General features: G+C 70.0%; 19 protein-coding genes. 7 read left to right on the top strand and 12 right to left on the bottom strand.

All coding sequences use genetic code 11. The annotated features are described in order from the left end of the window. Window positions 1-39: 39 nt before the first annotated feature. Window positions 40-1923 carry an aspartate--tRNA ligase gene (gene aspS, locus CKO28_RS12870; protein ID WP_200341188.1) on the bottom strand — a complete coding sequence of 628 codons (1884 nt, stop codon included), beginning with the start codon at window positions 1921-1923 and terminating at the stop codon, window positions 40-42. A gap of 208 nt (window positions 1924-2131) precedes the next feature. Between aspS and rnd the strand changes: the two genes are divergently transcribed. Then, window positions 2132-3319: a ribonuclease D gene (rnd, locus tag CKO28_RS12865; RefSeq protein WP_200341187.1), complete on the top strand. Its 1188-nt coding sequence runs from the start codon at window positions 2132-2134 to the stop codon at window positions 3317-3319. Between the two features lie 228 nt (window positions 3320-3547). Continuing rightward, window positions 3548-4459, top strand: a complete 912-nt coding sequence (locus CKO28_RS12860) for a lytic transglycosylase domain-containing protein (protein WP_338050123.1) — start codon at window positions 3548-3550, stop codon at window positions 4457-4459. A gap of 23 nt (window positions 4460-4482) precedes the next feature. Here CKO28_RS12860 and gst read toward each other — a convergent pair whose 3' ends face one another. The 4 genes from gst to CKO28_RS12840 form a co-directional block, all read right to left on the bottom strand. Continuing rightward, window positions 4483-5178 carry a glutathione transferase, Atu5508 family gene (gst, locus tag CKO28_RS12855; protein WP_200341185.1) on the bottom strand — a complete coding sequence of 232 codons (696 nt, stop codon included), beginning with the start codon at window positions 5176-5178 and terminating at the stop codon, window positions 4483-4485. Between the two features lie 245 nt (window positions 5179-5423). Beyond that, a complete protein-coding gene (locus tag CKO28_RS12850; RefSeq protein WP_242480536.1) occupies window positions 5424-6818 on the bottom strand; it encodes an esterase-like activity of phytase family protein in 1395 nt (464 codons plus the stop codon). A 315-nt stretch (window positions 6819-7133) separates the two neighbouring features. Next, entirely contained in the window at window positions 7134-8660 is a 1527-nt protein-coding gene (locus CKO28_RS12845; protein ID WP_200341184.1) for a Ppx/GppA family phosphatase, read from the bottom strand. Between the two features lie 38 nt (window positions 8661-8698). Next, window positions 8699-10831 carry an RNA degradosome polyphosphate kinase gene (locus tag CKO28_RS12840; RefSeq protein ID WP_200341218.1) on the bottom strand — a complete coding sequence of 711 codons (2133 nt, stop codon included), beginning with the start codon at window positions 10829-10831 and terminating at the stop codon, window positions 8699-8701. Window positions 10832-11168: 337 nt separating this feature from the next. Between CKO28_RS12840 and CKO28_RS12835 the strand changes: the two genes are divergently transcribed. Continuing rightward, window positions 11169-11687 carry a SixA phosphatase family protein gene (locus CKO28_RS12835; RefSeq protein WP_200341183.1) on the top strand — a complete coding sequence of 173 codons (519 nt, stop codon included), beginning with the start codon at window positions 11169-11171 and terminating at the stop codon, window positions 11685-11687. Window positions 11688-11850: 163 nt separating this feature from the next. On the opposite strand, the gene CKO28_RS29310 is transcribed toward CKO28_RS12835, so the two are convergent. From CKO28_RS29310 to CKO28_RS12805, 6 genes are all read right to left on the bottom strand, one after another. After that, window positions 11851-13311 (bottom strand): CYTH and CHAD domain-containing protein, encoded by a 1461-nt coding sequence (locus CKO28_RS29310; RefSeq protein ID WP_367575744.1) that lies wholly within the window; start codon window positions 13309-13311, stop codon window positions 11851-11853. A gap of 13 nt (window positions 13312-13324) precedes the next feature. Beyond that, a partial coding sequence (locus CKO28_RS29305) for a CYTH domain-containing protein (protein ID WP_367575743.1) occupies window positions 13325-13601 on the bottom strand: 277 nt, incomplete at its 3' end. 172 nt (window positions 13602-13773) lie between these two features. After that, window positions 13774-14553: an SDR family oxidoreductase gene (locus CKO28_RS12820; protein ID WP_200341180.1), complete on the bottom strand. Its 780-nt coding sequence runs from the start codon at window positions 14551-14553 to the stop codon at window positions 13774-13776. Next, on the bottom strand, window positions 14531-15292 hold the full coding sequence (locus CKO28_RS12815) for an HdaA/DnaA family protein (RefSeq protein ID WP_200341217.1): 762 nt from the start codon (window positions 15290-15292) through the stop codon (window positions 14531-14533). The genes CKO28_RS12820 and CKO28_RS12815 overlap by 23 nt, the downstream gene beginning before the upstream one ends. Before the next feature lie 2 nt (window positions 15293-15294). Next, window positions 15295-16473, bottom strand: coding sequence for an AI-2E family transporter (locus tag CKO28_RS12810; RefSeq protein ID WP_200341179.1), 1179 nt, complete (start codon window positions 16471-16473; stop codon window positions 15295-15297). Window positions 16474-16540: 67 nt separating this feature from the next. Beyond that, window positions 16541-17899: a DUF2066 domain-containing protein gene (locus tag CKO28_RS12805; RefSeq protein ID WP_200341178.1), complete on the bottom strand. Its 1359-nt coding sequence runs from the start codon at window positions 17897-17899 to the stop codon at window positions 16541-16543. A gap of 193 nt (window positions 17900-18092) precedes the next feature. On the opposite strand from CKO28_RS12805, the gene purM reads away from it, so the two are divergent. The 3 genes from purM (at window position 18093) to CKO28_RS12790 (ending at window position 20117) form a co-directional block, all read left to right on the top strand. Beyond that, window positions 18093-19196: a phosphoribosylformylglycinamidine cyclo-ligase gene (gene purM, locus CKO28_RS12800; RefSeq protein ID WP_200341216.1), complete on the top strand. Its 1104-nt coding sequence runs from the start codon at window positions 18093-18095 to the stop codon at window positions 19194-19196. Further along, window positions 19184-19879, top strand: a complete 696-nt coding sequence (purN, locus tag CKO28_RS12795; protein WP_200341177.1) for a phosphoribosylglycinamide formyltransferase — start codon at window positions 19184-19186, stop codon at window positions 19877-19879. The genes purM and purN overlap by 13 nt, the downstream gene beginning before the upstream one ends. Before the next feature lie 97 nt (window positions 19880-19976). After that, entirely contained in the window at window positions 19977-20117 is a 141-nt protein-coding gene (locus tag CKO28_RS12790) for an aa3-type cytochrome c oxidase subunit IV (RefSeq protein WP_200341176.1), read from the top strand. Between the two features lie 294 nt (window positions 20118-20411). On the opposite strand, the gene ndk is transcribed toward CKO28_RS12790, so the two are convergent. Further along, on the bottom strand, window positions 20412-20834 hold the full coding sequence (gene ndk, locus CKO28_RS12785) for a nucleoside-diphosphate kinase (RefSeq protein ID WP_200341175.1): 423 nt from the start codon (window positions 20832-20834) through the stop codon (window positions 20412-20414). A gap of 208 nt (window positions 20835-21042) precedes the next feature. On the opposite strand from ndk, the gene CKO28_RS12780 reads away from it, so the two are divergent. Continuing rightward, window positions 21043-22968, top strand: coding sequence for an ABC-F family ATP-binding cassette domain-containing protein (locus CKO28_RS12780; protein WP_200341174.1), 1926 nt, complete (start codon window positions 21043-21045; stop codon window positions 22966-22968). The last annotated feature ends 106 nt before the right edge of the window (window positions 22969-23074 follow it).

The following is a 23074-nucleotide window of genomic DNA, read 5'->3' as shown; positions in this document are numbered from 1 at the left end:
GTTCGCCCGAGCGGTGCAATTGCGCCCGCGGCGCCCGGATCATCCGCCGGTGCCGGTCTTGCCCGGTTCCCCGGCCTTGCCGGCTTCGGGCGCTCCGCTGCCGCTGTTGCCGCCGCCCTGGCCTGCGCCCTCGGTCGGCTGGGCCTTCTTTTTCGGCAGACTGAGCTTCAGGTGCAGTTCCTTCAGCCGGTCTTCCGGGACGTCGGCCGGGGCGCCCATCATCAGGTCCTCGGCCCGCTGGGTCATCGGGAACGGGATGACCTCGCGGATGTTCGGCTCGTCGGCCAGCAGCATGATCATCCGGTCGATGCCGGGCGCGCAGCCGCCGTGCGGCGGCGCGCCGTACTTGAGCGCGTTGATCAGGCCGGAGAAGCGGTCGTCGACCTCCTGCTGGCTGTAGCCGACGATCCCGAAGGCCTTGTACATGACTTCCGGCAGGTGGTTACGGATCGCCCCGGAGGACAGCTCGACGCCGTTGCAGACGATGTCGTACTGCGAGGCCTTGATGGTCAGCGGGTCCTGGGTCTCCAGCGCCTCCATGCCGCCCTGGGGCATCGAGAAGGGGTTGTGCGAGAACGCGATCTCCCCGGTCTCCTCGTCGAACTCGTACATCGGGAAGTCGACGACCCAGCAGAAGCGGTAGCAGTCCGGCTCGATCAGCTCGAGGGCGTTGGCGACCTCGGTGCGCACCGTGCCGGCGAACGCCGCGGCCTCGCTCGCCTTGTCGCAGACGAAGAACACGCCGTCGCCGGCCTTGAGGCCGGCGGCCTGCTTGATCCGATCCAGGCGCTCGGTCTCCAGGTTCTTGGCGATCGGGCCCTTGGGCGTGCCATCGTCGGCGAAGATGATGTAGCCGAGCCCGGCCTTGCCCTGGCGCTGCGCCCAGGTGTTGAAGTTGTCGAAGAAGCTGCGCGCCCGGCCGCCGGCCCCCGGGGCCGGGACCGCGCGCACCACCGACCCCTTGTCGACCGCCTTGGCGAAGATGCCGAAGCCGGAGCCGCGGAACGCCTCGGTCACGTCGGCGAGCAGGATCGGATTGCGCAGGTCCGGCTTGTCGGAGCCGTAGGTCAGCATCGCCTCGTCGTACGGGATGCGCCGGAACGGCGGCTTGTCGACTGTCCGGCCGCCGCCGAACTGCTCGAACACGCCCGCCAGGACCGGCTCGATCGCGTCGAACACGTCGTCCTGGGTGACGAAGCTCATCTCGAAGTCGAGCTGATAGAACTCGCCCGGCGAACGGTCGGCGCGGCTCGCCTCGTCGCGGAAGCAGGGCGCGATCTGGAAGTACTTGTCGAAGCCCGCCACCATCAGCAGCTGCTTGAACATCTGCGGGGCCTGCGGCAGCGCGTAGAACTTCCCCGGGTGCAGCCGGCTGGGCACCAGGTAGTCGCGCGCGCCCTCGGGGCTGGAGGCGGTCAGGATCGGGGTCTGGAACTCCCGGAAGCCCTGCTCGACCATCTTCTCCCGGAGCGCGAAGATCACCTCCGAGCGCAGCTGGATGTTGCGGTGCATGCGCTCCCGGCGCAGGTCCAGATAGCGGTGGCGCAGGCGCACCTCCTCGCCGGCGTCCTCGTCGCTGTTGACCTGTAGGGGCACCTGCGCAGCCGCGGAAAGCACGTCGAACTGCTCGACCCGGACCTCGATCTCGCCGGTCGGCAGCTTGCTGTTGACCGTCTCCGGATCCCGGCGCACGCACTGGCCGGTCACGCAGACCACGCTCTCCACCCGAATCCGCTCGACCTCGCGGAAGATCGGGCTGGAGACGTCGATCACCGCCTGCGTCAGACCGTCGTCGTCGCGCAGGTCCAGGAACAGCAGCTGGCCGTGGTCGCGCTTGCGGTGGACCCAGCCCGACAGGCGGACCTGCGCGCCGACGTGATCTGCGCGCAACGCGCCGCAGGTGTGCGTGCGGTAGGGATGCATGACGTTCGCTCGTAATCTTCGGATGACCGGGGTGTCGCGCGCCTTGCGCTGGGCGCGAAAGCGCGGGCAAAAGACCGTGCACCCGCCCGCCTGTCAAGAGACCGCCGACGGCGGCTGGCCGGCGCGCTGGCGAACCGGCGCGAACCGCCCGCGCCGCGGCCATATCGGCGGTTTCCCAGTGCCGCGCACACGCGTATAGAAGAGGACGATGAGCCTGATCACCGACAGCCAGACCCTCGCCGACTTCTGCGCGCGCCTGCGTAGCGCTTCGTATATCACGGTCGACACCGAGTTCCTGCGCGACACCACCTACTGGCCCAAGCTGTGCCTGGTCCAGATCGGCGGGCCGCTGGCGGACGACGCCGCCGCGGCCGCCGGGGGCGACGACAACGTCGCCGCGATCGACGCGCTGGCCGACGGGCTGGACATGCAGCCGCTGTTCGACCTGCTGCGCGACCAGGGCGTGCTCAAGGTGTTCCATTCAGGCCGGCAGGACATGGAGATCTTCTACAACCTGATGGACGGCGACCTGCCGCGGCCGATCTTCGACACCCAGGTCGCGGCGATGGTCTGCGGCTTCGGCGAGCAGGTCGGCTACGACACGCTGGCGAAGAAGCTGGTCGGCGCCCAGATCGACAAGTCCTCGCGCTTCGCCGACTGGTCGAAGCGCCCGCTGACCGACAAGCAGCTGAACTACGCGCTGTCGGACGTCACCCATCTGCGCCAGATCTACGATGCGCTCCGGGCGCAGCTGGAGCGCACCGGCCGGGCCAGCTGGCTGGACGAGGAGATGGCGATCCTGACCGATCCGGCGACCTACCGCGCCGACCCGGAACTCGCCTGGCAGCGGCTCAAGACCCGCTCGAGCGACCGCAAGTACCTCGCCGTGCTGCGCGAGGTCGCGGCCTGGCGGGAGCGCGAGGCGCAGCGGCGCAACGTGCCGCGCAACCGGGTGATCCGCGACGAGCAGATCCAGGACATCGCCGCCCACGCCCCGCGCGACCAGGCCAGTCTCGCCCGCACGCGCGGCCTGGGCGCCGACTTCGCCCGCGGCCGGCTGGGCGAAGGCGTGCTGGGCGCGGTCGAGAGCGCGCTCGGCCAGCCCAAGGAAGCCTGGCCGCAGCCGCCCTACAAGCCCGACATCCCGCCCGGGCTGGGCCCGCTGATCGAACTGCTCAAGGTGCTCTTGAAGACCAAGTGCGAGGAGCACGGCGTCGCCCAGAAGCTGGTCGCGACCAGCCAGGACCTGGAACAGATCGCCGCCGCCGACGACGCCGACGTCGCCGCGCTGCGCGGCTGGCGCCGGGAAGTGTTCGGCGAAGACGCGCTGCGCCTGAAGCACGGCAAGCTCGCCCTGGCAGCCCAGGGCCGCGGGGTCAGGCTGATCGAGCTTTAGAGCCAGTTTCCGCCGACAGGTTGGTCCACCGTACGGCCGCTGCTGCCCGTGTGCAGCTGATGCCCGTGGCCGCGCAGTGTCGCTTAAGGCGTAACGCGCTTGCACGGGCGCGCCGGCGGCCCGCGGGTTGCTATCGTCGTTCCCGTAAGCTGGGTCGTGCGGTAACGCCCGCGTGGAGCGATCGTCTTGGACAGGCCGGTGTCGGGAAACCTGCGCGTGAGATGGAGGGTGGGGCGCCTGCGCGGCACCGCCGGCGCCGTCGTCTGCGCGCTCACGCTGCTTTCGCCGGCGGCCCTGGCGAATGGGTCGGCCGATTTGCTGCACGGCCCGCTTCCCCCGCACGTGCACCTGACCGGCGACGGCGAAGCGGACGCGCTGTACCGCGCGGCCTACCGGGCCGAACACGCGCGATCGCCGGGGCGCGACCCGGCTACGGCCGCGGCTCTATACTGCCGGGCGGCGGCGCGCGGGCATCCGGGCGCAGGCTACCGGCTCGGCTGGCTGTTCCTGCACGGCACCGGCGTGCCGGCGGACGACCGCCAGGCGGCGGCCTGGCTGGAACACGCCGCCGCTCACGGCTCCCGGGCGGCCGCCGGGCTGCGCAGCCTGATCCCCAGCGTTAGACCGGCCGCGCGGGCCGCCTGCCGGAGTTTGCCGAAGAGTTTGCCGGGGCGTTTGCCGGGCAGCGAGGCGCGTGTTGGCGCCGGCGTGTCCGTGCGCGCGCCGAGCGCGATCCGGGCGATCGTCGCCCCGCTCGCGGCGCGCCACGATCTCGATCCCAACCTGGTGTTGAGCGTGATCGCGGTGGAATCCGCGTTCGACGCCAACGCCGTCAGTCCGAAGAACGCGCAGGGCCTGATGCAACTGATCCCGGCGACGGCCGCGCGGTTCGGCGTGCGGGACCCGTTCGACGCCCGGCAGAACGTCGCCGGCGGCGTGCGCTACCTGGCCTGGCTGATCCGCCGGTTCGACGGCGAGCTCGACACGGCGCTCGCGGCCTACAACGCCGGCGAGGGCACGGTGGACCGCTACGGCGGCATCCCACCCTACCCGGAAACCCAGGCCTACGTGCGCAAGGTCCGCGATCTCTACGCCGGCCCGCCGGTGCGGTCGCACGCCGACGGCCGCGGCCGTCGGTAGGCCGCGCCCCGGCGCCACCGGCGCTACAGCACCGCCCGCAGGGACGCCTCGATCTCTCCGCCGCACCAGGTGTCGCCGAACGCGGCATCGCTGCGCCGGCGCAAGTCGGCCAGCTGCGGCTGCTGGCCGATCCGGTCCGACAGCCCCGCCACCGCCGGCGCCGTGCTGTCGAGCAGCGGTCTGAGCGCGGGCAGTTTCGCCGTCATCGTGCCCCACAGCACGTGGGCGGTCAGATCGGCGAGGCCCGGCTCTTCGGTGCCCAGCAGGGTGCCGTCCCGCGGGGTCAGGCCGGACCGGCGGCCGTGCGCCTCGAACACGGCCATCCAGCGCGTCAGCCGCGGCCGGTAGCTGTCCCAGGCCGCTTGGGTCCACACCTGCGCGCCGTGATAGCGCGTCATCTCGTAGAGCACGTCGCTCGCGTCCGCGACGACCTTGTGGGTCAGCGCCGCGCGCGCGAGGTCGCCCGGGATCAGCCCGTAGGTATCGCCGAGGTAGGCCAGGATCGCCGGCATCTGCGCCAGCGACACCTGGGCCGCGTGGTCGACCAGCACCGGCGGCCCGATGAAGGGGACCGGTTGATCAGCGGGCTCGGCCTCCATCAACTGGACGATCTCGTCGGGCTCCGCCTCGTCCCAGTCGGCTTCGACGTGGGCGAGCACGGCGCGCACGAACTGGCCGCGGAACGGTGCCGGCCAGTAGTAAAGTGTATAGTCGCGCATCGGCCGACCTCCCTGTCACGCGCCCACTATCCGGGACGCCCCGCCGGGCGCGCAACCGCGGAAGGCCGCCTGGGCCGCGACGCGGGCCGGCCGGGCGGGCCGGTTGCGCCCACCCGGCCGGTTTCCCTTCGGCTAGAGCAAAATCGATGACGGTCGAGTCGACATTGATCGTCAATTTTGCTCTATCTGCTGTAAGGCAGAGCAGGATTCAGCTGAAAGGTGGCCTCACCTTGCAGCATCTTGCTCTAGTTCTGCATCGCCTGCTGCAGCAGCTCCGGCGTCTCCAGCAGGATCAGTTCGTTATGGTCCTGCTGGCCGAGCTTCCGGCCCATCGACACGCCGTAGTTGTTGTCGTTGCCGACGATGATGTGCCGGTCGTCGACCATGTGGACGTCCTCGATGGTCACCAGCGGGAAGGTGAAGCCCTTACCCTGGCCGCCCAGGACCGCGTTGTCGTTCGGGTCCTTGATGTTCATCAGGTCGACGTAGCCGGTCTTCTTGACGAACCCGCCGTCCTTCACGCCGTCGAAGCTGATCGTGTAGACGCGCTTGAACTTCGCCGGTTTGTTGAAGCAGTTGGGCGTGGGCTCGCCCTCGCAGGCCTTGGCCGGCCGGCCTTCGCCCCAGTCGCGCTCGATCACCAGCGCGCTGTTATCGTCGATCATGTTGAAGTCGCCGATCGACAGACCGTTCTGAGCGAGCGGGTACTTGAAGCTTCGGCCGGTGAATTCACCCTCGGACACGTCGAACTCGACGATGCGGAGGAACTGACCACCCTGGGCGGCCTCGTAGCTGCCGTTGCGGTAGAGCGGCCCCTCGAACATCGGGTAGAGCATCTTGCCGTCCGGGCTGGCGGCCATGCCCTCCAAACCGCGGCTGCGGCGCACCGAGAAGTCGACGGAGCCGCCCGGTTCGGTCGGCAGCTTGAGCGCGAAATGGTCCGGCGAGCGCACGATCTCGCCGTCGACCTTTACCTGGTGGAACTCGGTGACCACGCCCTCGGGCGTCGTCGCGAACAGGTAGGGTCCGAACTCGTCGCCGAACCAGAAGCGGGTCTCGCCGTTCGCGTTCTCGACGATCTGGAAGCTTTCGGGATCGAAGTCGGAGCCGGTCAGGTAGCGGTTCTCGGTGTTCTCGTTGGTCAGCTGGAACGGCAGGACCTTGTTCGGATCCTTGAGATAGATCGTCTCCTCCAGCTCGACCTCGCCGCGCTCCCAGGCGGGATCGACCTTGTGCACCATCAGCATGGCGTCGGGCGAGTTCGCCTTGTTGCCGAAGCCGTTGTCGGCCATGACGTAATACCCGCCGTCGCCGGCCGGCTTGATGCCGGAGAAGCCCTGCACCGGCTGGCCCGCGTGCGGCCGGTCGGCGCCGGTCAGGCGCGGCGCGCCGTCGGCCGACATGAACGAGCTGGTCTCGATGGTCTCCAGCTGCTCGGTGCGCAGGTTGTTCGGCCCCGCGAACTTCGCCGAGATCGCCAGGGCGTCCGGCGCGTCGTCCGGGATCGGCACGAAGGTATCCGCCGCCAGGTAGGCATGCCCCGCCAGGGTCGCCTCGTGCGCCTCCTGCGCCGATGCGGGCGCGGCGGAGACTGCGCCCGCGGCCAAGATCATGGTCGCAACCATTGAAGTGCGCTTCATCCTATCGATCCCCTCGAAATTGATTTCATATCGCCGTCGTTCCCGAACGGCGCGAAACGGGGTAAACGCACGGCGATGAAACGCCGATTGCGGCGAGATGAAGATTCGTTTACTTAACCTTGATTAATTCCAAGTGCGCGAAATTTCCGGGCGCGCGACGTTTCCGGCGCGCCAAGGACGCTGGCGAACGCGCGCGGCACGGCGGACGCACGCACGACACGGCTGGCCGGTGAAACATGGTTCGGGACGATCCGGCTCAACCGCCCGAGGCATTCCCGGGCGCCGGCTGGGACGCAGGGGGCCGCGACCGATCCCCTAAAACACCTCGCCCCGCCGCGCCCCGACCGCCTTGACCAGCGCCTTGAGGCGCTTTTCCACCACCTCGCCGGGAGCGGCGCTGGTGTCGTCGGGCAGGCGGACGTTCAGGGTGTCGCCGGTCCATTCCAGACGGGCGTTGGTCAAAAGCCCGCGGGTGCCGGCGGAGACGGTGATACCCAGGCGCAAGGCGTTGCCGACGATCTCCGCCCGTTCGATCTGCCGGGTGTCCATCAGCTGGCGCGGGGTCTGGGCGGCGTCCTCGTGCGGCTTGCCGCCGTAGCGGACGAACGCGGTATAGGCGAGAAACGCCCGCTCGGCGTGGTTCAGCGCCAACAGCGGGAGGCGCAGGATGCGGTAGAGCGCCTGCACCGCGCGGTAGTCCGGATGTTCGCGCCAGGCGATGTCGGCCAGGTGCCCGGCCGCCTTGCGCAGGCGCCGCTCCTCGCGGGTCTCGTCCTGGAACAGCGGCTCGGTCCAGTCGAACATCTCCGCGCCCAGATCGCCGAACCGTCCTTCCGCCCGGGCCAGGTCGCTCGCCGCGGCGATCAGCGGGTCGCGCCGTTGCTGCTCCGGGCTCAGCTGATCGAACAGGTGCCCCTCGCGCAGGCCGAAAGCGGAGAAGGTGACCTGCTCGGGCCGCAGCCGGCGCAGCACCCGGCCCATCAGCAGCGCGGCGTAGGGCAGCGTCTCCAGCCGGCGTTTCGACACCCCGCGGATCCGCGCGAGCGAGCGCGGGCCCAGGCGCGAGACCACCCGCGCCATGTCCTGCGCGGTGCGCCGCTGCAGCGTGTAGCCGTGGATCACGTGCAGCGGGTATTGGGTCTGCTCCATGTGGATGCGCGCCAGCGCGCGCCACGCCCCGCCGACCGGGAAGAAGTCGGCGCCGCCGGCCTCGGCCAGCCACTCGACGGCATCCAGCTGCCGGTCGATCTCCGCCACCGCGGCATCGCGCGAGCCGCCGGACACCTCCGCCAGGCGCAGCGGTCCGAGCGGCAGACTAACGGCGTCGCCGAGCGCGCCGTGGTCGAGCCGGACCAGTTCCAGGCTGCCGCCGCCAAGGTCGCCCATCAGCCCGGTCGCCTCGGGCATCGAGGAAACCACGCCGAGCGCCGCCAGCCGGGCTTCCGACAGGCCCGACAGCACGGCCACCTTGCAGCCGGTGCGCCGCTCCACGTCGGCGACGAACTGCGGGCCGTTCGTCGCGTCGCGGGTGGCGGCGGTGGCGATCAGGTCGAGCCGGCCGACCTCCATCGCCCGCGCGATCCGGGCGAACCGGTCCAGGTTGGTCAGCGCCAGCTTGACCCCGTCGTCGTTCAGCCGGCCGGTCTCGTCCATGCCGCGGCCGAGCCCGCACAGCACGCGCTCGTTGAACACCGGGGTCGGCGCGCGGTCGAGCTTGTCGAACACGACCAGCCGGATCGAGTTGGAACCGACGTCGACCACGCCGACGCGCGCCTCGCCGAGGCCGGCGGGCACGGTGTCCGCGGCGGACAGGGATTGGGGGCTGGAAGCTGAAGGCGCCATGCGGATGTGGTACCGCCGGAACGCGCGCGGGGCGAGAGCTAGTTACGCCCCAGCTGCAGCCGCGGGGCCTTCTTGGCCTTGCGCAGCGCGCTGCCGCGCCCGGACAGGCTGGGGTTGGTCATGAAGTAGGTATGGGCGCTGAACGCATCCTCGTCGGTGGTGACGCGGCCCCAACTGCCATCCGGGTTCATCTCCCAGGACTGGGCGGCGTCCTTCAGGTTGGCGATCATGATCTGATCCAGGATCTGCTGGTGCACAGTCGCGTTCTCGATCGGTACCAGCGTCTCCACCCGGCGGTCCAGGTTGCGCGGCATCCAGTCGGCGGAGGAAATGTACACCTTGGCTTCCGGCGACGGTAGGCCGTAGCCCGCGCCGAAGCAGGCGATCCGGCTGTGCTCCAGGAACCGGCCGACGATCGACTTCACCTCGATGTTGTCGCTCATGCCGGGCACGCCCGGGCGCAGGCAGCAGATACCGCGGACCACCAGCTCGATCTCCACGCCCGCCTGGCTCGCCTCGTACAGCTTGTCGATGATGCCGATGTCGACCAGCGAGTTCATCTTGGCCCAGATCTGCCCCGGCCGGCCGGCCTGGACGTGCGCGATCTCGTTGTCGATCTCCTGGACCAGCTTCTCCCGCAGGTCGAGCGGCGCGACCGCGATCTTCTTCATCGGGGTCGGCTTGGCATAGCCGGTCATGTAGTTGAACAGCCGCGCGGCATCCAGGCACAGCGCCGGGTCGGTCGTGAAGAACGACAGGTCGGTATAGATCTTCGCCGTGATCGGGTGGTAGTTGCCGGTGCCGTAGTGGCAGTAGGAGCGCAGGCCCCAGCCCTCGCGCCGGACCACCAGCGACACCTTGGCGTGAGTCTTCAGCGAAATGAAGCCGTAGACGACCTGCACGCCCGCGCGCTCCAGGTTGCGCGCCCAGCGGATGTTGCGCTCCTCGTCGAACCGAGCCTTCAGCTCGACCAGCGCGGTCACCGACTTGCCGGCTTCCGCCGCCTCGATCAGCGCGGCGATGATCGGGCTGTCCTCGCTGGTCCGGTAAAGCGTCTGCTTGATCGCGACCACGGCGGGATCGTTCGCCGCCTGGTGCAGGAACTGCACCACCACGTCGAACGACTCGTAGGGATGGTGGACCACGATGTCCTTCTGCCGGATCGCGGCGAAGCAGTCGCCGCCGAAGTCGCGGATGCGTTCGGGGAAGCGCGGGTTGAACGGCTTGAACACCAGGTCCCGGCGGTCTTCCACGATCAGCTGCTTGACGTCCGGCAGGCCGATCAGGCCGTCCAGCTCGAACACGTCCTCCTGCAGCACGTTGAGTTCGCGCACGATGAAGCTGCGCAGGTCGTCGGGCATCTCGGCGTTGATCGACAGCCGGATCGCGGAGCCGCGGCGCCGGCGCTTGAGCGCGCTTTCGAACACGCGCACCAGGTCCTCGGCTTCCTCCTCGATCTCGATGTCGCTATCGCGCAGCACCCGGAAGTAGCCCATCGAGATCACTTCCAGGCCCGGGAACAGCTCGTCGAGGTAAAGCTCGATCGCCTGTTCGATGCGCAGGAACCGGATCTCCTGGCTGCCCTCCTCGACCGGAATCCGGATGAACCGCTCCAGCTGCGGGGGCATCATCATCAAGGCGTCGATGTTCTCGTCGTCCTCCTTCCGGCGCAGCTGCAGCACCATGGCGAAGCCGGCGTTGGGGACGAACGGAAACGGGTGCGCCGGGTCGACCGCGATCGGGGTCAGGACCGGGAAGATCTGCTCCTTGAAGTAGCGCTCCACCCAGCTGCTCTCGTCCGGGGTCAGCTCGCTGGAATCGACCACGCTGACATTGGCCTGACGCAGCAGCCGGCGCAGCTCGACCCAGCTGGCCTGCTGCCGGCGCACCAGATCGCCGGCGCGCTTGTTGATCGCCTGCAATTGCTGGGCGGGCGTCAGGCTGTCCGGGCTGGGCGTGGTCACGCCGGCGCGCACCTGACCCTTCAGGCCCGCCACGCGGACCATGTAGAACTCGTCCAGGTTGGAGGCCGAGATCGACAGGAAGCGCAGCCGCTCGAGCAGCGGATGATTCTGGTTGAACGCTTCCTCCAGGACGCGCTCGTTGAAGTCCAGCCAGGACAGCTCGCGGTTGATGTAGCGGCCTTCCGCGTCGGCCTCGCTCGCGGCCATGTCGACGCGCCCGTCGGTGGCGGCTTCCAGATGCAGGCGCGCTTCGTCGTCAAGCTGCGGGGCCGTGGGGTACTGGCTTTCGGTCAACGTCGCCTCTTACTGGTTCGCGATGTCAAGTCTTTCAAACTACGGCATTCGCTGGCCAACGCAAAATGAACCGCCGATGACAGCGCGGCGGACGCGGGCGCATGTCCGAGGCCCGGTGTCAGCGCGCCGGGAGTCAGGGCCCCGGGTGTCAGGGCGTCGGGCGCGGACCTATATCCGGTTTACACGGCGCGTGCCCGCCCTGCGTTGCCCCGAGCCGACGTCAGCCAACCTGTCCGCCACGGAGCCGGCGATGAAGACGCTCTATCTGCTGCGCCACGCCAAATCCAGCTGGGACGATCCCACGCTCGCCGACCACGACCGCCCGCTGGCGGCGCGCGGGCGCCAAGCGGCCCCGCGCATGGCGGTCTGGCTGCGCACCGAGGCCCGGCGCCCGGATCTGGTGATCTGCTCCAGCGCGGCGCGCGCCCACGAAACCTGGGACCTGGTCGCCCGGGAGCTGCAGCCGGCGCCCGAGGTCGACATCCGCCGCAGCGTCTACGACGCCGGCCCGGACCAGCTGATCGCGATCGCCCAGGGGGCGCCGGCGCGCGTCGACACCCTGATGCTGGTCGGCCACAACCCGGCGATGGAAGAGGCCGCGGCGCTGCTGGCCGGCGGCGGCGACACCAAGGCGCTGGCCACGATGCAGAGCAAGTACCCCACCGCCGCGGTGGCCGAGTTCACCTTCGAGCTCGATGCCTGGGAGTCGATCGGCCGCGACACCGGGTATCTGGCCCGGTTCGTCCGGCCGAAGGACTTGGCCGAGTAGCGCCGGCCGAGCAGTTGCGCCTGTCGCACCCCCTCTCCTCCACTGGGAGGAGAGAGCCGGGGAGAGGAGGTTGCCCACGGCATAGGCCCGCGGCGTCGACCCCCGTAGTCCCTCCTCCCGAGCCCCTCCTCCCAATGGAGGAGGGGGCTTGAAAAGGTCGGCCCTACCCCTTCTTCCAGAACGGCTTCTGCGCGGCGAAGTCGTCCCAGGTGGCGTGGAAGGCGGCGAGTTCGCGGTCCATCAGCGCCGCTTGCCAGCCGAGCACGATGCCGGTGGCGTTGGCGGCCAGCGCCTCGCCGCTGCCGCCGGCCTCCGGCGCGCGCTTGTTGCTCAGCCGCCGGTCCAGATCGTCCAGCAAGCGCTGGCCGGTGGCTGCGTCGTTGACCGCGCCCAAGCGGTCCTGGATCGCCTCCTGCCCCTTCAGGTAGCGCTTGGTCGCCTTCTTTGGGAACAGGCCGGCGAAGAACTCGCTGGCGTAGCGCAGCTTCTTGCACTGGATGCGCAAGCGGTGCAGTTCGCCCTCGCTCAGCGTGTCGTGGCGCTGTCCGAGCTTGGTCACCTTCTTGGCGCGCTTGGCGAGCGTGGCCCGGGCGAACGGCTCGACCGGCTGGTCGCCTTGATCGTCCTGCCCCGGCACGGAAGACGCGCGCCAGCCGCCCTCGGCGAGCCACAGCTCCAGACGCAGCAGCAGCTCGGCCGTGCGCGGGTCGGTCACGGCGGTGCGCGCCTGCTCGTAACCTTCGCGCTGCAGGCCGTGCGCCTCCGTCTCCAGCAGCTCCAGGCTGTCTTCCGAGGGCAGGCGGTTGCGCAGCGGCACCAGCGTCTCCGCCCGGAAAACGTCCCATTCGCGCGCCGGCCCCAGCTGCTGCTGCAGCCAGCGCAGCTCGGTGCGCAGGTAGCTGTACGGCTCCGCGGCGAACACGCTCTTGTAGACCGTGACCAGCGCGCGCAGGCGGCGCAGGCCGACGCGCATCTGGTGAACGCCCTCGGGATCGCGGCCGTCGAGCACGGCGGCCTCGTTCGCGCGCACCTGGTCGACGCAGCTGCGTGCCTGGCGGGTGAACGCTTCTGCCACCGTCTGGCCCGGCTCCAGCAGCGGCTTGGCCGCCTTGTAGGGCTTCGGCGGCTCGGCGGCGTAGAGCTGGTAGCCGCGCGCCGCCTTGCTGCGGCCCTCCAGCCGGAAGCCGACGTCGCGCGCCAGCATCAGCGCCAGCTCGTACAGACGCGACGGCCGCCCGGCCTTGAGCTCCAGCTCCGCCTCGCAGATCTGCTCCTGGTCGTCGGCGCCGCGGATATAGCCCTGGTCCAGCGCCAGTTCGACCGCGGTGTCCGCCATTTCCAGCGGCACCGTGCGGCGGTCGAAGGTGGTGGTGAACACCGGCTCCAGCTCGTCGGCGAGCGATTCCCGCCGGAACAGCGCCTGCAAATCGGCGTCGTCGATCCGTGCCAGGTCAGGTTCCGCCGTCTCCAGCTCGGCCTCGAACTCCTGAAGGTGCTGCAAGCCGTTGCCGTTGATCTGGCTGGGCGACGGGCCGTCGCCCGCCACCGCGGCGGCGGTGAACGCCAGCGGCGCCTTCAGCGTCTGGGTCAGGCGGTTGCCGTCGCGCCGCACCCTGAGCGCGATGCCGTAGCGGCGNCGTTGATCTGGCTGGGCGACGGGCCGTCGCCCGCCACCGCGGCGGCGGTGAACGCCAGCGGCGCCTTCAGCGTCTGGGTCAGGCGGTTGCCGTCGCGCCGCACCCTGAGCGCGATGCCGTAGCGTCGGAGGGTGAGCGAGGGGGTGTCGTAATAGGTCGCGTCCAGGCGCTTGGTGGTGCCGCTGCCGGCGGCGAGCGCCCGCACCATCGCGCTCGCCGGCAGACGCGCGAGATCGTGGGGGGCCAGGGCGAGCTTGAGCTCGACTTCCTCAGCCATCGCGATGGGCCGCCTTTCAAAGATTGCAAAACGATTACACTGCCCGGAAGATGTGGGGCGTTAACGACGCTGTCAATCGCGCCAAACCGCGGTGCGCGCGCCCGCACGTTCGCCCGGTGCGTGTGGGCCGCGTGGGAGGCCGCGGCCTTCTGCGCCTCGCCAGCCGCACCCCTTACAGCGTGCCCGGGTAGGCGCCGCCGTCGAGCAGGATGTTCTGCCCGGTCATGAAGCCGCTGCAGGCGGCGCAAAGGAAGGCGCAGGCGTCGCCGAACTCCCGGGGATCGCCAAACCGGCGCGCCGGGTTGCCCTGTTCGCGTTCGCGCCGGACCTCCTCGACCGGCTGGCCCTGCTTGTCCGCCGCCGCCTTCAGCGTGCCTTCCAGCCGGGCGGTCTCGAACGGGCCGGGCAGCAGGTTGTTGATGGTGACGTTGTGCTTGACCGTCTCGCGGGACAGCCCTGCGATAAAGCCGGTCAGACCTGCGCGTGCGCCGTTCGACAGGCCCAGGATCGGGATCGGCGCCTTCACCGCGCCGCTGGTGATGTTCACGATCCGCCCGAAGCCGCGCTCGATCATGCCGTCGACGGTGGCTTTGATCAGCTCGATCGGGCTGAGCATGTTGGCGTCCAGCGCGGCGATCCAGTCGTCGCGCGCCCAGTCGCGGAAGTCGCCCGGCGGCGGGCCGCCGGCGTTGGTCACCAGGATGTCCGGCTGCGGACAGGCGGCGAGCGCGGCGGCGCGCCCCTCGGCGGTGGTGACGTCGGCGGCGACCGGGGTGACGGTGCTGCCGGTCGCGGATGCGATCTCCTGCGCGGCCTTCTCGATGTCCGCTTTGGTGCGCGCCACGATCGTCACCGACACGCCTTCGCGCGCCAAGGCGTGCGCGCAGGCGTAGCCGAGCCCCCGGCTGGCCGCGCAGACCAGCGCCGTTTTACCCGCGATCCCCAGATCCATCGTCGCTCTCCCTTGGTGCCTTATCGTTATCGTCGTCCGTGTCACCGTCCGGGCCGGGCGCGTTCAGCACCTGGCGGGCCAGCGGCACGGTGATCTCCTTGCGCGCGGCGAGCGAGGCGGTGTCGAGCGCGTCGACGATCCGCTCGGCCTCGGCGAACGAGCGTTCCATGCGCAGCAGCAGGAAGCGCACCACCTCCGGCGCCACGCGCAACTGCCGGTCGACGAACAGCTTGATCAGCACCGCTTGAACCAACTGGTCGTCGGGCGCGCCCAGCTCGGCGCAGGTCGCCGCCTGCAGGCGGGAGCGCAGGTCGGGCAGTTGCAGCGCCCAGCGCGCAGGCGGGCTGCGGCCGGTCAGCAGCAGGTGCCCGCCGCGTTCGCGGACCACGTTGTAGAGGTGCAGCAGCCGCCGCTCCACGACCGCGCGGTCGTGCGCCTGCGCGATCACGCGGTCGGCGTCGTCCAGCAGCAGGTCGGTGCCCGGGCCCAGCAGATCCGGCGGATCGCTCGCCAGCAGGCGCGCGGCGTCGGCTTCCGCGGCGCCGCTGGTGTGGCGCCAGACCTGAGCCAGGTGGGTCTTGCCGCTGCCGGCCGGACCGTGCAGCACCAGCGCCGGTTGCGGCCAGCTGGGCCACAGGTCGATCCAGGCGACGGCGGTCTGGTTGGCGTCCGCGACCAGGAAGTCCTCGCGCCCCAGGGCCGGGCGGTGCGGCAGGTCGAGCGGCAGCTGGGCGGGCATGGTCACGGCGTATCCTTGGCCCCGGACTTGTCGGCCCGGGATTGGGCGCCCCCGGGCTTGGCGCCGCCGGGCTTGGCGCCCGCCGCCTCGGCGCGCAGGCGCGCGGCCGTGTCGGGGTCGCCCGGGTCGTCGCCGATGCCGAGCACGGTCGCCCGATAGCGGTTGACGAAGAAGCGCACCGCAACGCCGATCACCGCCGCCCCCGGCACCGCCAGCAGGACCCCGACGAAGCCCAGCAGCGCGCCGCCGGCGAGCAGCGCGAAGATGATCCAGACCGGGTGCAGGTTGACCCGGTCGCCGACCAGGATCGGCTGCAGGAAGTTACCCTCCAGGAACTGACCGGTGAAGAAGATCCCCGCCACCACGAGCACCATGATGTAGCCGTCGAACTGCAGCAGCGCCATGCCGACGCTGGCGATGAAGCCGAGCGTGGCGCCGACGAACGGCACGAATGACACCAGCCCGGCCATCAGCCCGATCACCAGCCCGAAGTCCAGCCCCGCGATCGTCAGCGCGCTCGCGTAGAAGGTGCCCAGGATCAGACACACCGTGCCGACACCGCGGACGAAGCCGGACAGCGTTTCGTCCACCTTCTGCACCTGCAGACGGATCACGTCGGCGTAGGCCGGCGGCAGCATGCTATCCGCCGCCTCGGTCAGCACGTCCCAGTCACGCAGCAGGTAGAACGCGACGATCGGGGTGATCAACAACAGCGACAGCACGTTGAACAGCGCGACCCCGCCGGACAGGACGTTGCGCACCAGCCCGGCCGCCCAGCCGGACAGCTTGCCCGGCAGGCCTTCGACGTAGCTGCGTACCCGCTCCAGCACCGCAGGGTCGACCTCGGTGCGCAGCGTTTCCGCCAAGGCGACCACCTGCTGGCGCAGCAGATCGATCCAGCCCGGCACCTGCCGGGCAAGGCTGGTCAACTCGCCCGCGATCATCGGCACCAGCACCGCGAACACCAGGGCCACCGCCAACAGGAAGCCGCCGGTGACGACCGAGGTCGCGAGCGTGCGCGACAGGCCGAGGCTCTCAAGCCGGTCGCACAGCGGGTCCAGGAAGTAGGCGACCGCCATGCCGATCAGGAACGGCGCCAGCACGCCGCTGAGCAGCCACAACGAAAACAGGATGACCGCCAGGCCGCTCAGCCAGTAGATCAGTTGACGCTGGGCACTCATCCGCGCGCGGCCCCTGAACCGGCTGCTGCTGGCGCGGCGCGGCAGACAGTCATTGCGCGGGAGACAGTCATTGCGCGGCCGGCTGCTCCGACGGGCCGTCGGCGGCCTGGGTGCCCTCGGTCGGCTGGGCACCCTCGGTCGGCTGGCTGGCGCCCTGCCCCGCGTGTGAGGCGGCGGCGCGCATCTCAGCCGCGCGCAGGATCCAGTCGTTCGGATCGTCCGCCTCGCCCATCCGGTCCGGCCCCAGGCTGCCGTCGCTGGTCAGATCGCCGACGCCGCGGGTCGCCGCACCGTTTGCCTCACCGCCGGCGTCGCCGTCGCCGCGGCGGGTGTCGACCTTGGTCGTACTGCCGTCCGGATTGGTGCGTTCCAGCACCAGGTCGTTCTGCTGCAGGGCGAGCGCCAGTTGCTGGCGCGCGCCGTAATAGGTCATCTTCAGCCGCGCCGCGGTGCGCGTCATCGCAGCCACCCGGAAGCTCTCGATCCGGGCGATGCCGTCCAGGCGCTCGCGCACCGTAACCCAGCGCTGCAGCCCGTCGATCGGCACCTCGACCTGAAGGCGGTTGCGCTGCTCGAAGTCCAGCAGGTTGGCGCGCTTCCAGGTCTCCTCGATGTCGCGGGCGACACTGTCGGCGGCACGCGCCAGCATCTCGGGCAGCGGCTCGTCGCGCTGCTGCTGGATGCTGTCGACCAGCGTGCGCGCCACCTCCGGCGTGCCGATGCGCGAGGTGATCACCTGCATGCTACCGGTGAACGCCTCGGGATCGCCGGCCAGACGGGCCTGCGTCACCAGCACGTCGGTCGCGCCGTAGCGCTGGGCGATCGCCTTCAGCGCGCCGCGGTCGCCGTCCAGCGCCTCCTGCGCACTGACCGCGCGGATATCGCCCAGATCGCCCAGCGGCACCGTCAGCGGCACCAATCCGGTTTGCTCGGCCCGGTTCGCCCAAGCCTCCCGCCAGGGGTTCGGGGTGTCCCAGAGGACCGCGTCCTCGCCCTCGCCCCAGACCGGCAGGACGACCACCGGCTTGCTGCGGGTTACCGCGAACGGGATGTCGTTCTCCTTCAGGAACTGCCGAATGCTCTCCGGGCGGAAGCGGAAGGTCACCTCCGCCAGGTACCGCACGTTGGAGGTCCGCTCGTTGAACACCTCGAAGTCGCGCAACAGGTTGGCGATCCGCTCGGCGCTCAGCTCCGGCACCTGGTTCAGTTCGGAGCGCAGGACCAGGCGTTCGACCATCCGATTGAACGCGCTCACGTGCGCCTGATCGAGGCCTTGCGCGCGCGCCGCCGTGGCGCTCTCCGCGGTGGCGTCCACCTTGACGTTCTCGACGGTGTACAGCGGTGCCTGCGCGGCCAGCGCGCCCGGTAAGACGAGCAGCGCGGCGACGAACGGCAGCAGGCGTTTGAAGGCTCCAACCAGCGGCATTGCAAAGCGTCCTGGAACAAGTATGGTCGCGCCGAGTCCGCCCGGCAGGCTTCGGCTCCGGCGCGCGCCGGGGCCGCGGTCAACGTCGGGCGACAGGGTCGCCGCTTTCGCGGTCCGGCTCAAGTCTGGCCCGAGCACGTTTGGCCCGAGCACGTTTGGCAAGTGACATACGACACGACCGGGGGGCAACGCCATAACCGGGTCTGACGACGATACCAACGCCGGCCCCGACGCCCGGGCGCGCACCTATAAGGACGCGGGCGTCGACATCGATGCCGGCAATACCCTGGTCGAGCGGATCAAGCCGCTCGCCAAGGCGACCGCGCGCCCGGGCGCGGCCGGCGGGCTGGGCGGCTTCGGCGCGCTGTTCGACCTCAAGGAAGCCGGCTTCACCGACCCCATCCTGGTCGCCGCGACCGACGGCGTGGGCACCAAGCTGAAGCTGGCGATCGATAGCGGCCGGCACGACACGGTCGGCATTGACCTGGTGGCGATGTGCGCCAACGACCTCGTCGTCCAGGGCGCGGAGCCGCTGTTGTTTCTGGACTATTACGCCACCGGCAAGCTGGACGTCGACGCCGCGCGCGACGTCGTGGCCGGGATCGCGGCGGGCTGTAAGCAGGCCGGCTGCGCGCTGGTCGGCGGCGAAACCGCGGAGATGCCCGGGCTGTACCAGGGCAGCGACTACGATCTGGCCGGCTTCTGCGTCGGCGCGGCGGAACGCGGGCAGATGCTCGACGGGTCGACCGTCGAACCCGGCGACGCCGTGCTCGGCCTGCCGTCCAGCGGGCTGCATTCCAACGGCTATTCGCTGGTCCGGCAGGTGACCGCCGACCTCGGTCTCGCGCTCGACGGCAGCAGCCCGTTCGACGACAGCGCCACCCTCGCCGACGCCTTGCTGACGCCGACCCGAATCTATGTCCCCGCATGCCTCGCGGCGGCGCGCGCCGGGCTGGTGCGTGCGCTCGCGCACATCACCGGCGGCGGGCTGCCGGAAAACCTGCCGCGGGTCTTGCCGGACGGTTTGGGCGCGCGCCTGGACGCGAACGCCTGGGAACTGCCGGGCGTGTTCCGCTGGCTCAGCCAAGCGGGCGGCGTGGCACCGGCCGAGCTGGCGCGCACCTTCAACTGCGGCATCGGCATGGCGGTCGTGGTGCCCCGCGACCGGGCAGAGGACGCGCTGGCCCACTTCCGCGAACAGGGCGAACAGGCGGTCCAAATCGGCGAGATCGTCACCCAGGACCCCCACACCCCCCGGATCGAGATCGCGAATCGGGAGACGGCATGGCAGGCGTAAGTTCTGGCAATAGCGGCCCGAAGGCCGGCGGGCGCGTCCGCATCGGCGTCCTGATCTCCGGGCGCGGCAGCAACCTGCAGGCCCTGATCGAAGCGGCGGCCCATCCGGACTACCCGGCGGAGATCGCGCTGGTGATCGCCAACGTGCCCGAGGCCGCCGGCCTGGAACGCGCGGAGGCGGCCGGCCTCCCGACCCAGGTGGTCGACCACCGGCTGTTCCCGAGCCGGGTCGGCTTCGAGGCGGCGCTGACCGATGCGCTTCACGCCGCCGACTGCGGGCTGGTCTGCCTCGCCGGGTTCATGCGCGTCCTCACCGCCGACTTCGTCGAGCGGTGGCGCGACCGTCTGATCAACATCCACCCGTCCCTGCTGCCCGCCTTCCCGGGGCTCAACACGCACGCGGAGGCACTCGCCGCCGGGGTCCGGATCACCGGCGCGACCGTCCATTTCGTGCGCGAGCAGGTCGACCAGGGCCCGATCATCGGCCAGGCCGCGGTACCGGTGCACGACGACGACGACGCCGAAACGCTGGGCGCACGGGTGCTGGCAGCCGAGCACAGGCTCTACCCGCACTGCGTCCGGCTGGCCGCCGACGGGCGGGCGACGATCAGCGGCAACCGGGTGCGCCTCCACGGCGCCGAGCCGCCGCGGGCCGCGCTATTGAACCCGCCGGTCGACGGGTAGCCGGTGGGCGTGCGGGCTTGCAGGCCTTCCGGCGGGCGGGTAAGACGGATGACGGAATGACGGCGAGTTCGCACAACAACGGGACGGCGAGACGGGCATGGCCATGGCCGGCAACGACGACAACAAGTTCGACATGGAAGGCCACAAGAAGACCTTCCGTGGCTTCACCCGGCTGCTCACCTGGTCCACCGCGGTGATCGCGGTGGTCCTGGCCCTGATGGCGCTGTTCCTGGTTTAGCGTGCACGCCGGTGGTGCCGCGCCCGCGGACGGGGTGAGCGTCGTGCGTCCTTCGACACCGCTGGCGACGCCAGCTTGTTCAGGATGAGGTCAAACTTTTCAATGTTTTAGACGTCATCCCGAGCAGAACGCCGCAGGCCTCCGTGTCGAAGGGTGTCCGACGGGCGCAGCGCAGGGCACAGCGCATTAAAAAGGGCGCGGAGACACCTCCCCGCGCCCTTTCTTATGCCTGAATATCAGGTTCTTAGAGCAAAATTCACGATGAAGGTCGACTGGACCTTCATCGATTTTGCTCTAGCCGACGATCTCGACGTCGGCGAAGAAGAACCTGATCTCGCCGGCGGCCGTCTCCGGGCTGTCGGAGCCGTGCACGGAGTTGGCCTCGATGTCGCGGGCGAAGTCGGCGCGGATGGTGCCCGGGGCGGCCTCCTCGGGGTTGGTCGCGCCCATCACCTCGCGGTTCTTGGCGATCGCGTTCTCGCCCTCCAGGACCTGCACCACGACCGGGCCGCTGGTCATGAAGTTGACCAGGTCGCTATAGAACTTGCGGTCCTTGTGGACGATGTAGAAGGCCTTCGCCTGCTCGTCGGTCAGCTTCAGGCGCTTCTGCGCGACGATGCGCAGGCCGGCATCCTCCAGGCGCTGGTTGATCTTGCCGGTGACGTTGCGCTCGGTGGCGTCCGGCTTGATGATCGACAGGGTCCGTTCCACGGCCATGGCGGTCTTTCGCTCCCTCGAATAAGTACGGTGTCGGCGTCTGGGCTACGGCGTGCCGCGCGCGCCCGGGGCGGCCGCGCGGTGCAATTCGGGCGGCCTTATAGACGTGCCGCCGCCGCTCGGCAACCGCGCAGCCCGGCGGGCCGGCGCGCGGGACGTGTCCGGCACCTTCCGCCGCCCGGCCGGTGCGTGCTAGAACCCGCGCGCCATGCTCAGCGTCCGCGATCTTTCCTACCGCATCGAAGGCCGTCCTCTGTTCGAGGGCGCCAACGTCACCGTCAACGGCGGCGAGAACGTCGGCCTGATCGGCCGTAACGGCAGCGGCAAGTCGACGCTGCTGAAACTGATCGCCGGCGAGCTGCAGCCGGACGGCGGCGCCGTCCAGGTCCCGACCAACAGCCAGATCGGCTATATCCGCCAGGAAGCCCCGGCCGGCGACAAAACGCTGCTGGAAACCGTGCTGGCCGCGGATACCGAGCGCGCGCGCCTGCTGGCCGAGGCGGAGACGGCGGAGGATCCCAACCGGATCGCCGAAGTGCACATGCGTCTGTCGGACATCGACGCCCACTCGGCCGAGGCGCGGGCCGCGCGCATCCTGTCCGGCCTGGGCTTCTCCGACGCCGCCCAGCAGCGCGCCTGCAAGGAGTTCTCCGGCGGCTGGCGGATGCGCGTCGCGCTCGCAGCGCTGCTGTTCTCCGAGCCCGACGTGCTGCTGCTGGACGAGCCGACCAACCACCTCGACCTCGAAGCCACGATGTGGCTGGAGGGCTACCTGCGCGACTGGTCGGGGACGATGCTGCTGGTCAGCCACGACCGCCGGCTGCTGAACAAGTGCGTCGACAAGATCGCGCATCTGCAGGCCGGCACGGTCACCACCTACCAGGGCGGCTACGACCGGTTCGAGGAGACCCGGCGCGAGCAGCTGCGCCGCCAGCAGCACATGCACGAGGAGCGCGAGAAGGAGCGCGCGCGCATCCAGCGCTTCGTCGACCGCTTCCGCGCCAAGGCGGGCCGGGCCAGCCAGGCGCAGTCGCGGATCAAGATGCTGGAGCGCATGCAGCCGATCGGCGAGGTGCAGGAGGACAAGGCGGTCCGGTTCGACTTCCCGCAGCCGGACGAGCTGCCGCCGCCGCTGATCGCGCTCGACCACGTCGACGTCGGCTACGATCCCAAGAACCCGGTCCTGAGCGCCCTCAACCAGCGGATCGACCAGGACGACCGGATCGCGCTGCTGGGCGCCAACGGCAACGGCAAGACCACCTTCGCCCGGCTGCTGGCCGGCCGGCTGCAGCCGCTCAAGGGCAAGATGACCACGCCCGGTAAGCTGCGGATCGGCTATTTCTCCCAGGACCAGGCGGACGAGCTGGACCTCGGGCACACGCCGGTGCAGCACATGGCGGAGGTCATGCCCAGCGCCAACAAGACCCAGGTGCGCGCGCACCTGGGCCGGTTCGGCTTCACCCAGGAGAAGGCGGACGTCGCCGTCGGCAACCTCTCCGGCGGGGAGAAGGCGCGCCTGCTGTTCGCGCTGATGACCCGGCACGCCCCGCACCTCCTGATCCTGGACGAGCCGACCAACCACCTGGACATCGAGGCGCGCCAGGCGCTGATCGAGGCGCTCAACGAATTCGCCGGCGCGGTCGTGCTGATCACCCACGACCCGCACCTGATCGAGCTGGTGGTCGACCGGCTGTGGATCGTCGCCGACGGCAAGGCGAAGCAGTTCGACGGCGACCTGGAGGCCTACCGCCAGCAGCTCTTGGAGCAGCGCCGGGCCGAGCGGGCCGCCGCCAAGCGCCAGCAGGATGCCGAGAAGGGCAAGGCCGATCCGGGCGCCGGCAAGCCGGCCAAGGACGACGGGCTGTCCAAGAAGGAACGGCGCAAGCAGGCGGCGGAAGCGCGCGAACAGACCAAACAACTGCGCAACGAGGCGAAGACGCTCGAGCGCGAGATCGAACGGCTGAACGAAAAGCAGCGCGAGATCGAGGCCAAGCTCGCCGACCCCAAGGTCTATAACGGCCCGACCGCGGACCTGCAGGAACTCCAGGTCGCCCACGGCAAGGTCAAGGACCAGCTCGCCCGGGCGGAGGACCGTTGGCTGGAACTGCAGGAGCAGCTGGAGGCGGCGAGTTAGGGCAAGATCGCGGAAGGTCTGCCCGCCCTCCGGGTAAACCTAGCCCTTGAACAAGCCAGGGCGCCGTTTGGCGTTCGGCGCGACCCCCGCGTACAGTTGGCAGGAC

Origin of the sequence: Rhodovibrio sodomensis (genome assembly GCF_016583645.1) — a bacterium.
Classification (GTDB): Bacteria; Pseudomonadota; Alphaproteobacteria; order Kiloniellales; family Rhodovibrionaceae; genus Rhodovibrio; species Rhodovibrio sodomensis.
The sequence above is the reverse complement of the archived record's forward strand: the minus strand, read 5'-3'. Positions and strand labels throughout refer to the sequence as shown.

Bases quoted from the DNA above. Each gene is read 5' to 3' on its own strand.
- CKO28_RS12810 (WP_200341179.1), bottom strand. From the start codon at position 16,473: ATGAGTGCCCAGCGTCAACTGATCTACTGGCTGAGCGGCCTGGCGGTC.
- CKO28_RS12820 (WP_200341180.1), bottom strand. From the start codon at position 14,553: ATGGATCTGGGGATCGCGGGTAAAACGGCGCTGGTCTGCGCGGCCAGC.
- CKO28_RS12805 (WP_200341178.1), bottom strand. From the start codon at position 17,899: ATGCCGCTGGTTGGAGCCTTCAAACGCCTGCTGCCGTTCGTCGCCGCG.
- CKO28_RS12845 (WP_200341184.1), bottom strand. From the start codon at position 8,660: ATGGCGCCTTCAGCTTCCAGCCCCCAATCCCTGTCCGCCGCGGACACC.
- ndk (WP_200341175.1), bottom strand. From the start codon at position 20,834: ATGGCCGTGGAACGGACCCTGTCGATCATCAAGCCGGACGCCACCGAG.
- gst (WP_200341185.1), bottom strand. From the start codon at position 5,178: ATGCGCGACTATACACTTTACTACTGGCCGGCACCGTTCCGCGGCCAG.
- rnd (WP_200341187.1), top strand. From the start codon at position 2,132: ATGAGCCTGATCACCGACAGCCAGACCCTCGCCGACTTCTGCGCGCGC.
- CKO28_RS12835 (WP_200341183.1), top strand. From the start codon at position 11,169: ATGAAGACGCTCTATCTGCTGCGCCACGCCAAATCCAGCTGGGACGAT.
- aspS (WP_200341188.1), bottom strand. From the start codon at position 1,923: ATGCATCCCTACCGCACGCACACCTGCGGCGCGTTGCGCGCAGATCAC.
- CKO28_RS12850 (WP_242480536.1), bottom strand. From the start codon at position 6,818: ATGAAGCGCACTTCAATGGTTGCGACCATGATCTTGGCCGCGGGCGCA.
- CKO28_RS12790 (WP_200341176.1), top strand. From the start codon at position 19,977: ATGGCCATGGCCGGCAACGACGACAACAAGTTCGACATGGAAGGCCAC.
- CKO28_RS12840 (WP_200341218.1), bottom strand. From the start codon at position 10,831: ATGGCCGCGAGCGAGGCCGACGCGGAAGGCCGCTACATCAACCGCGAG.
- CKO28_RS12780 (WP_200341174.1), top strand. From the start codon at position 21,043: ATGCTCAGCGTCCGCGATCTTTCCTACCGCATCGAAGGCCGTCCTCTG.
- purN (WP_200341177.1), top strand. From the start codon at position 19,184: ATGGCAGGCGTAAGTTCTGGCAATAGCGGCCCGAAGGCCGGCGGGCGC.
- CKO28_RS12815 (WP_200341217.1), bottom strand. From the start codon at position 15,292: ATGCCCGCCCAGCTGCCGCTCGACCTGCCGCACCGCCCGGCCCTGGGG.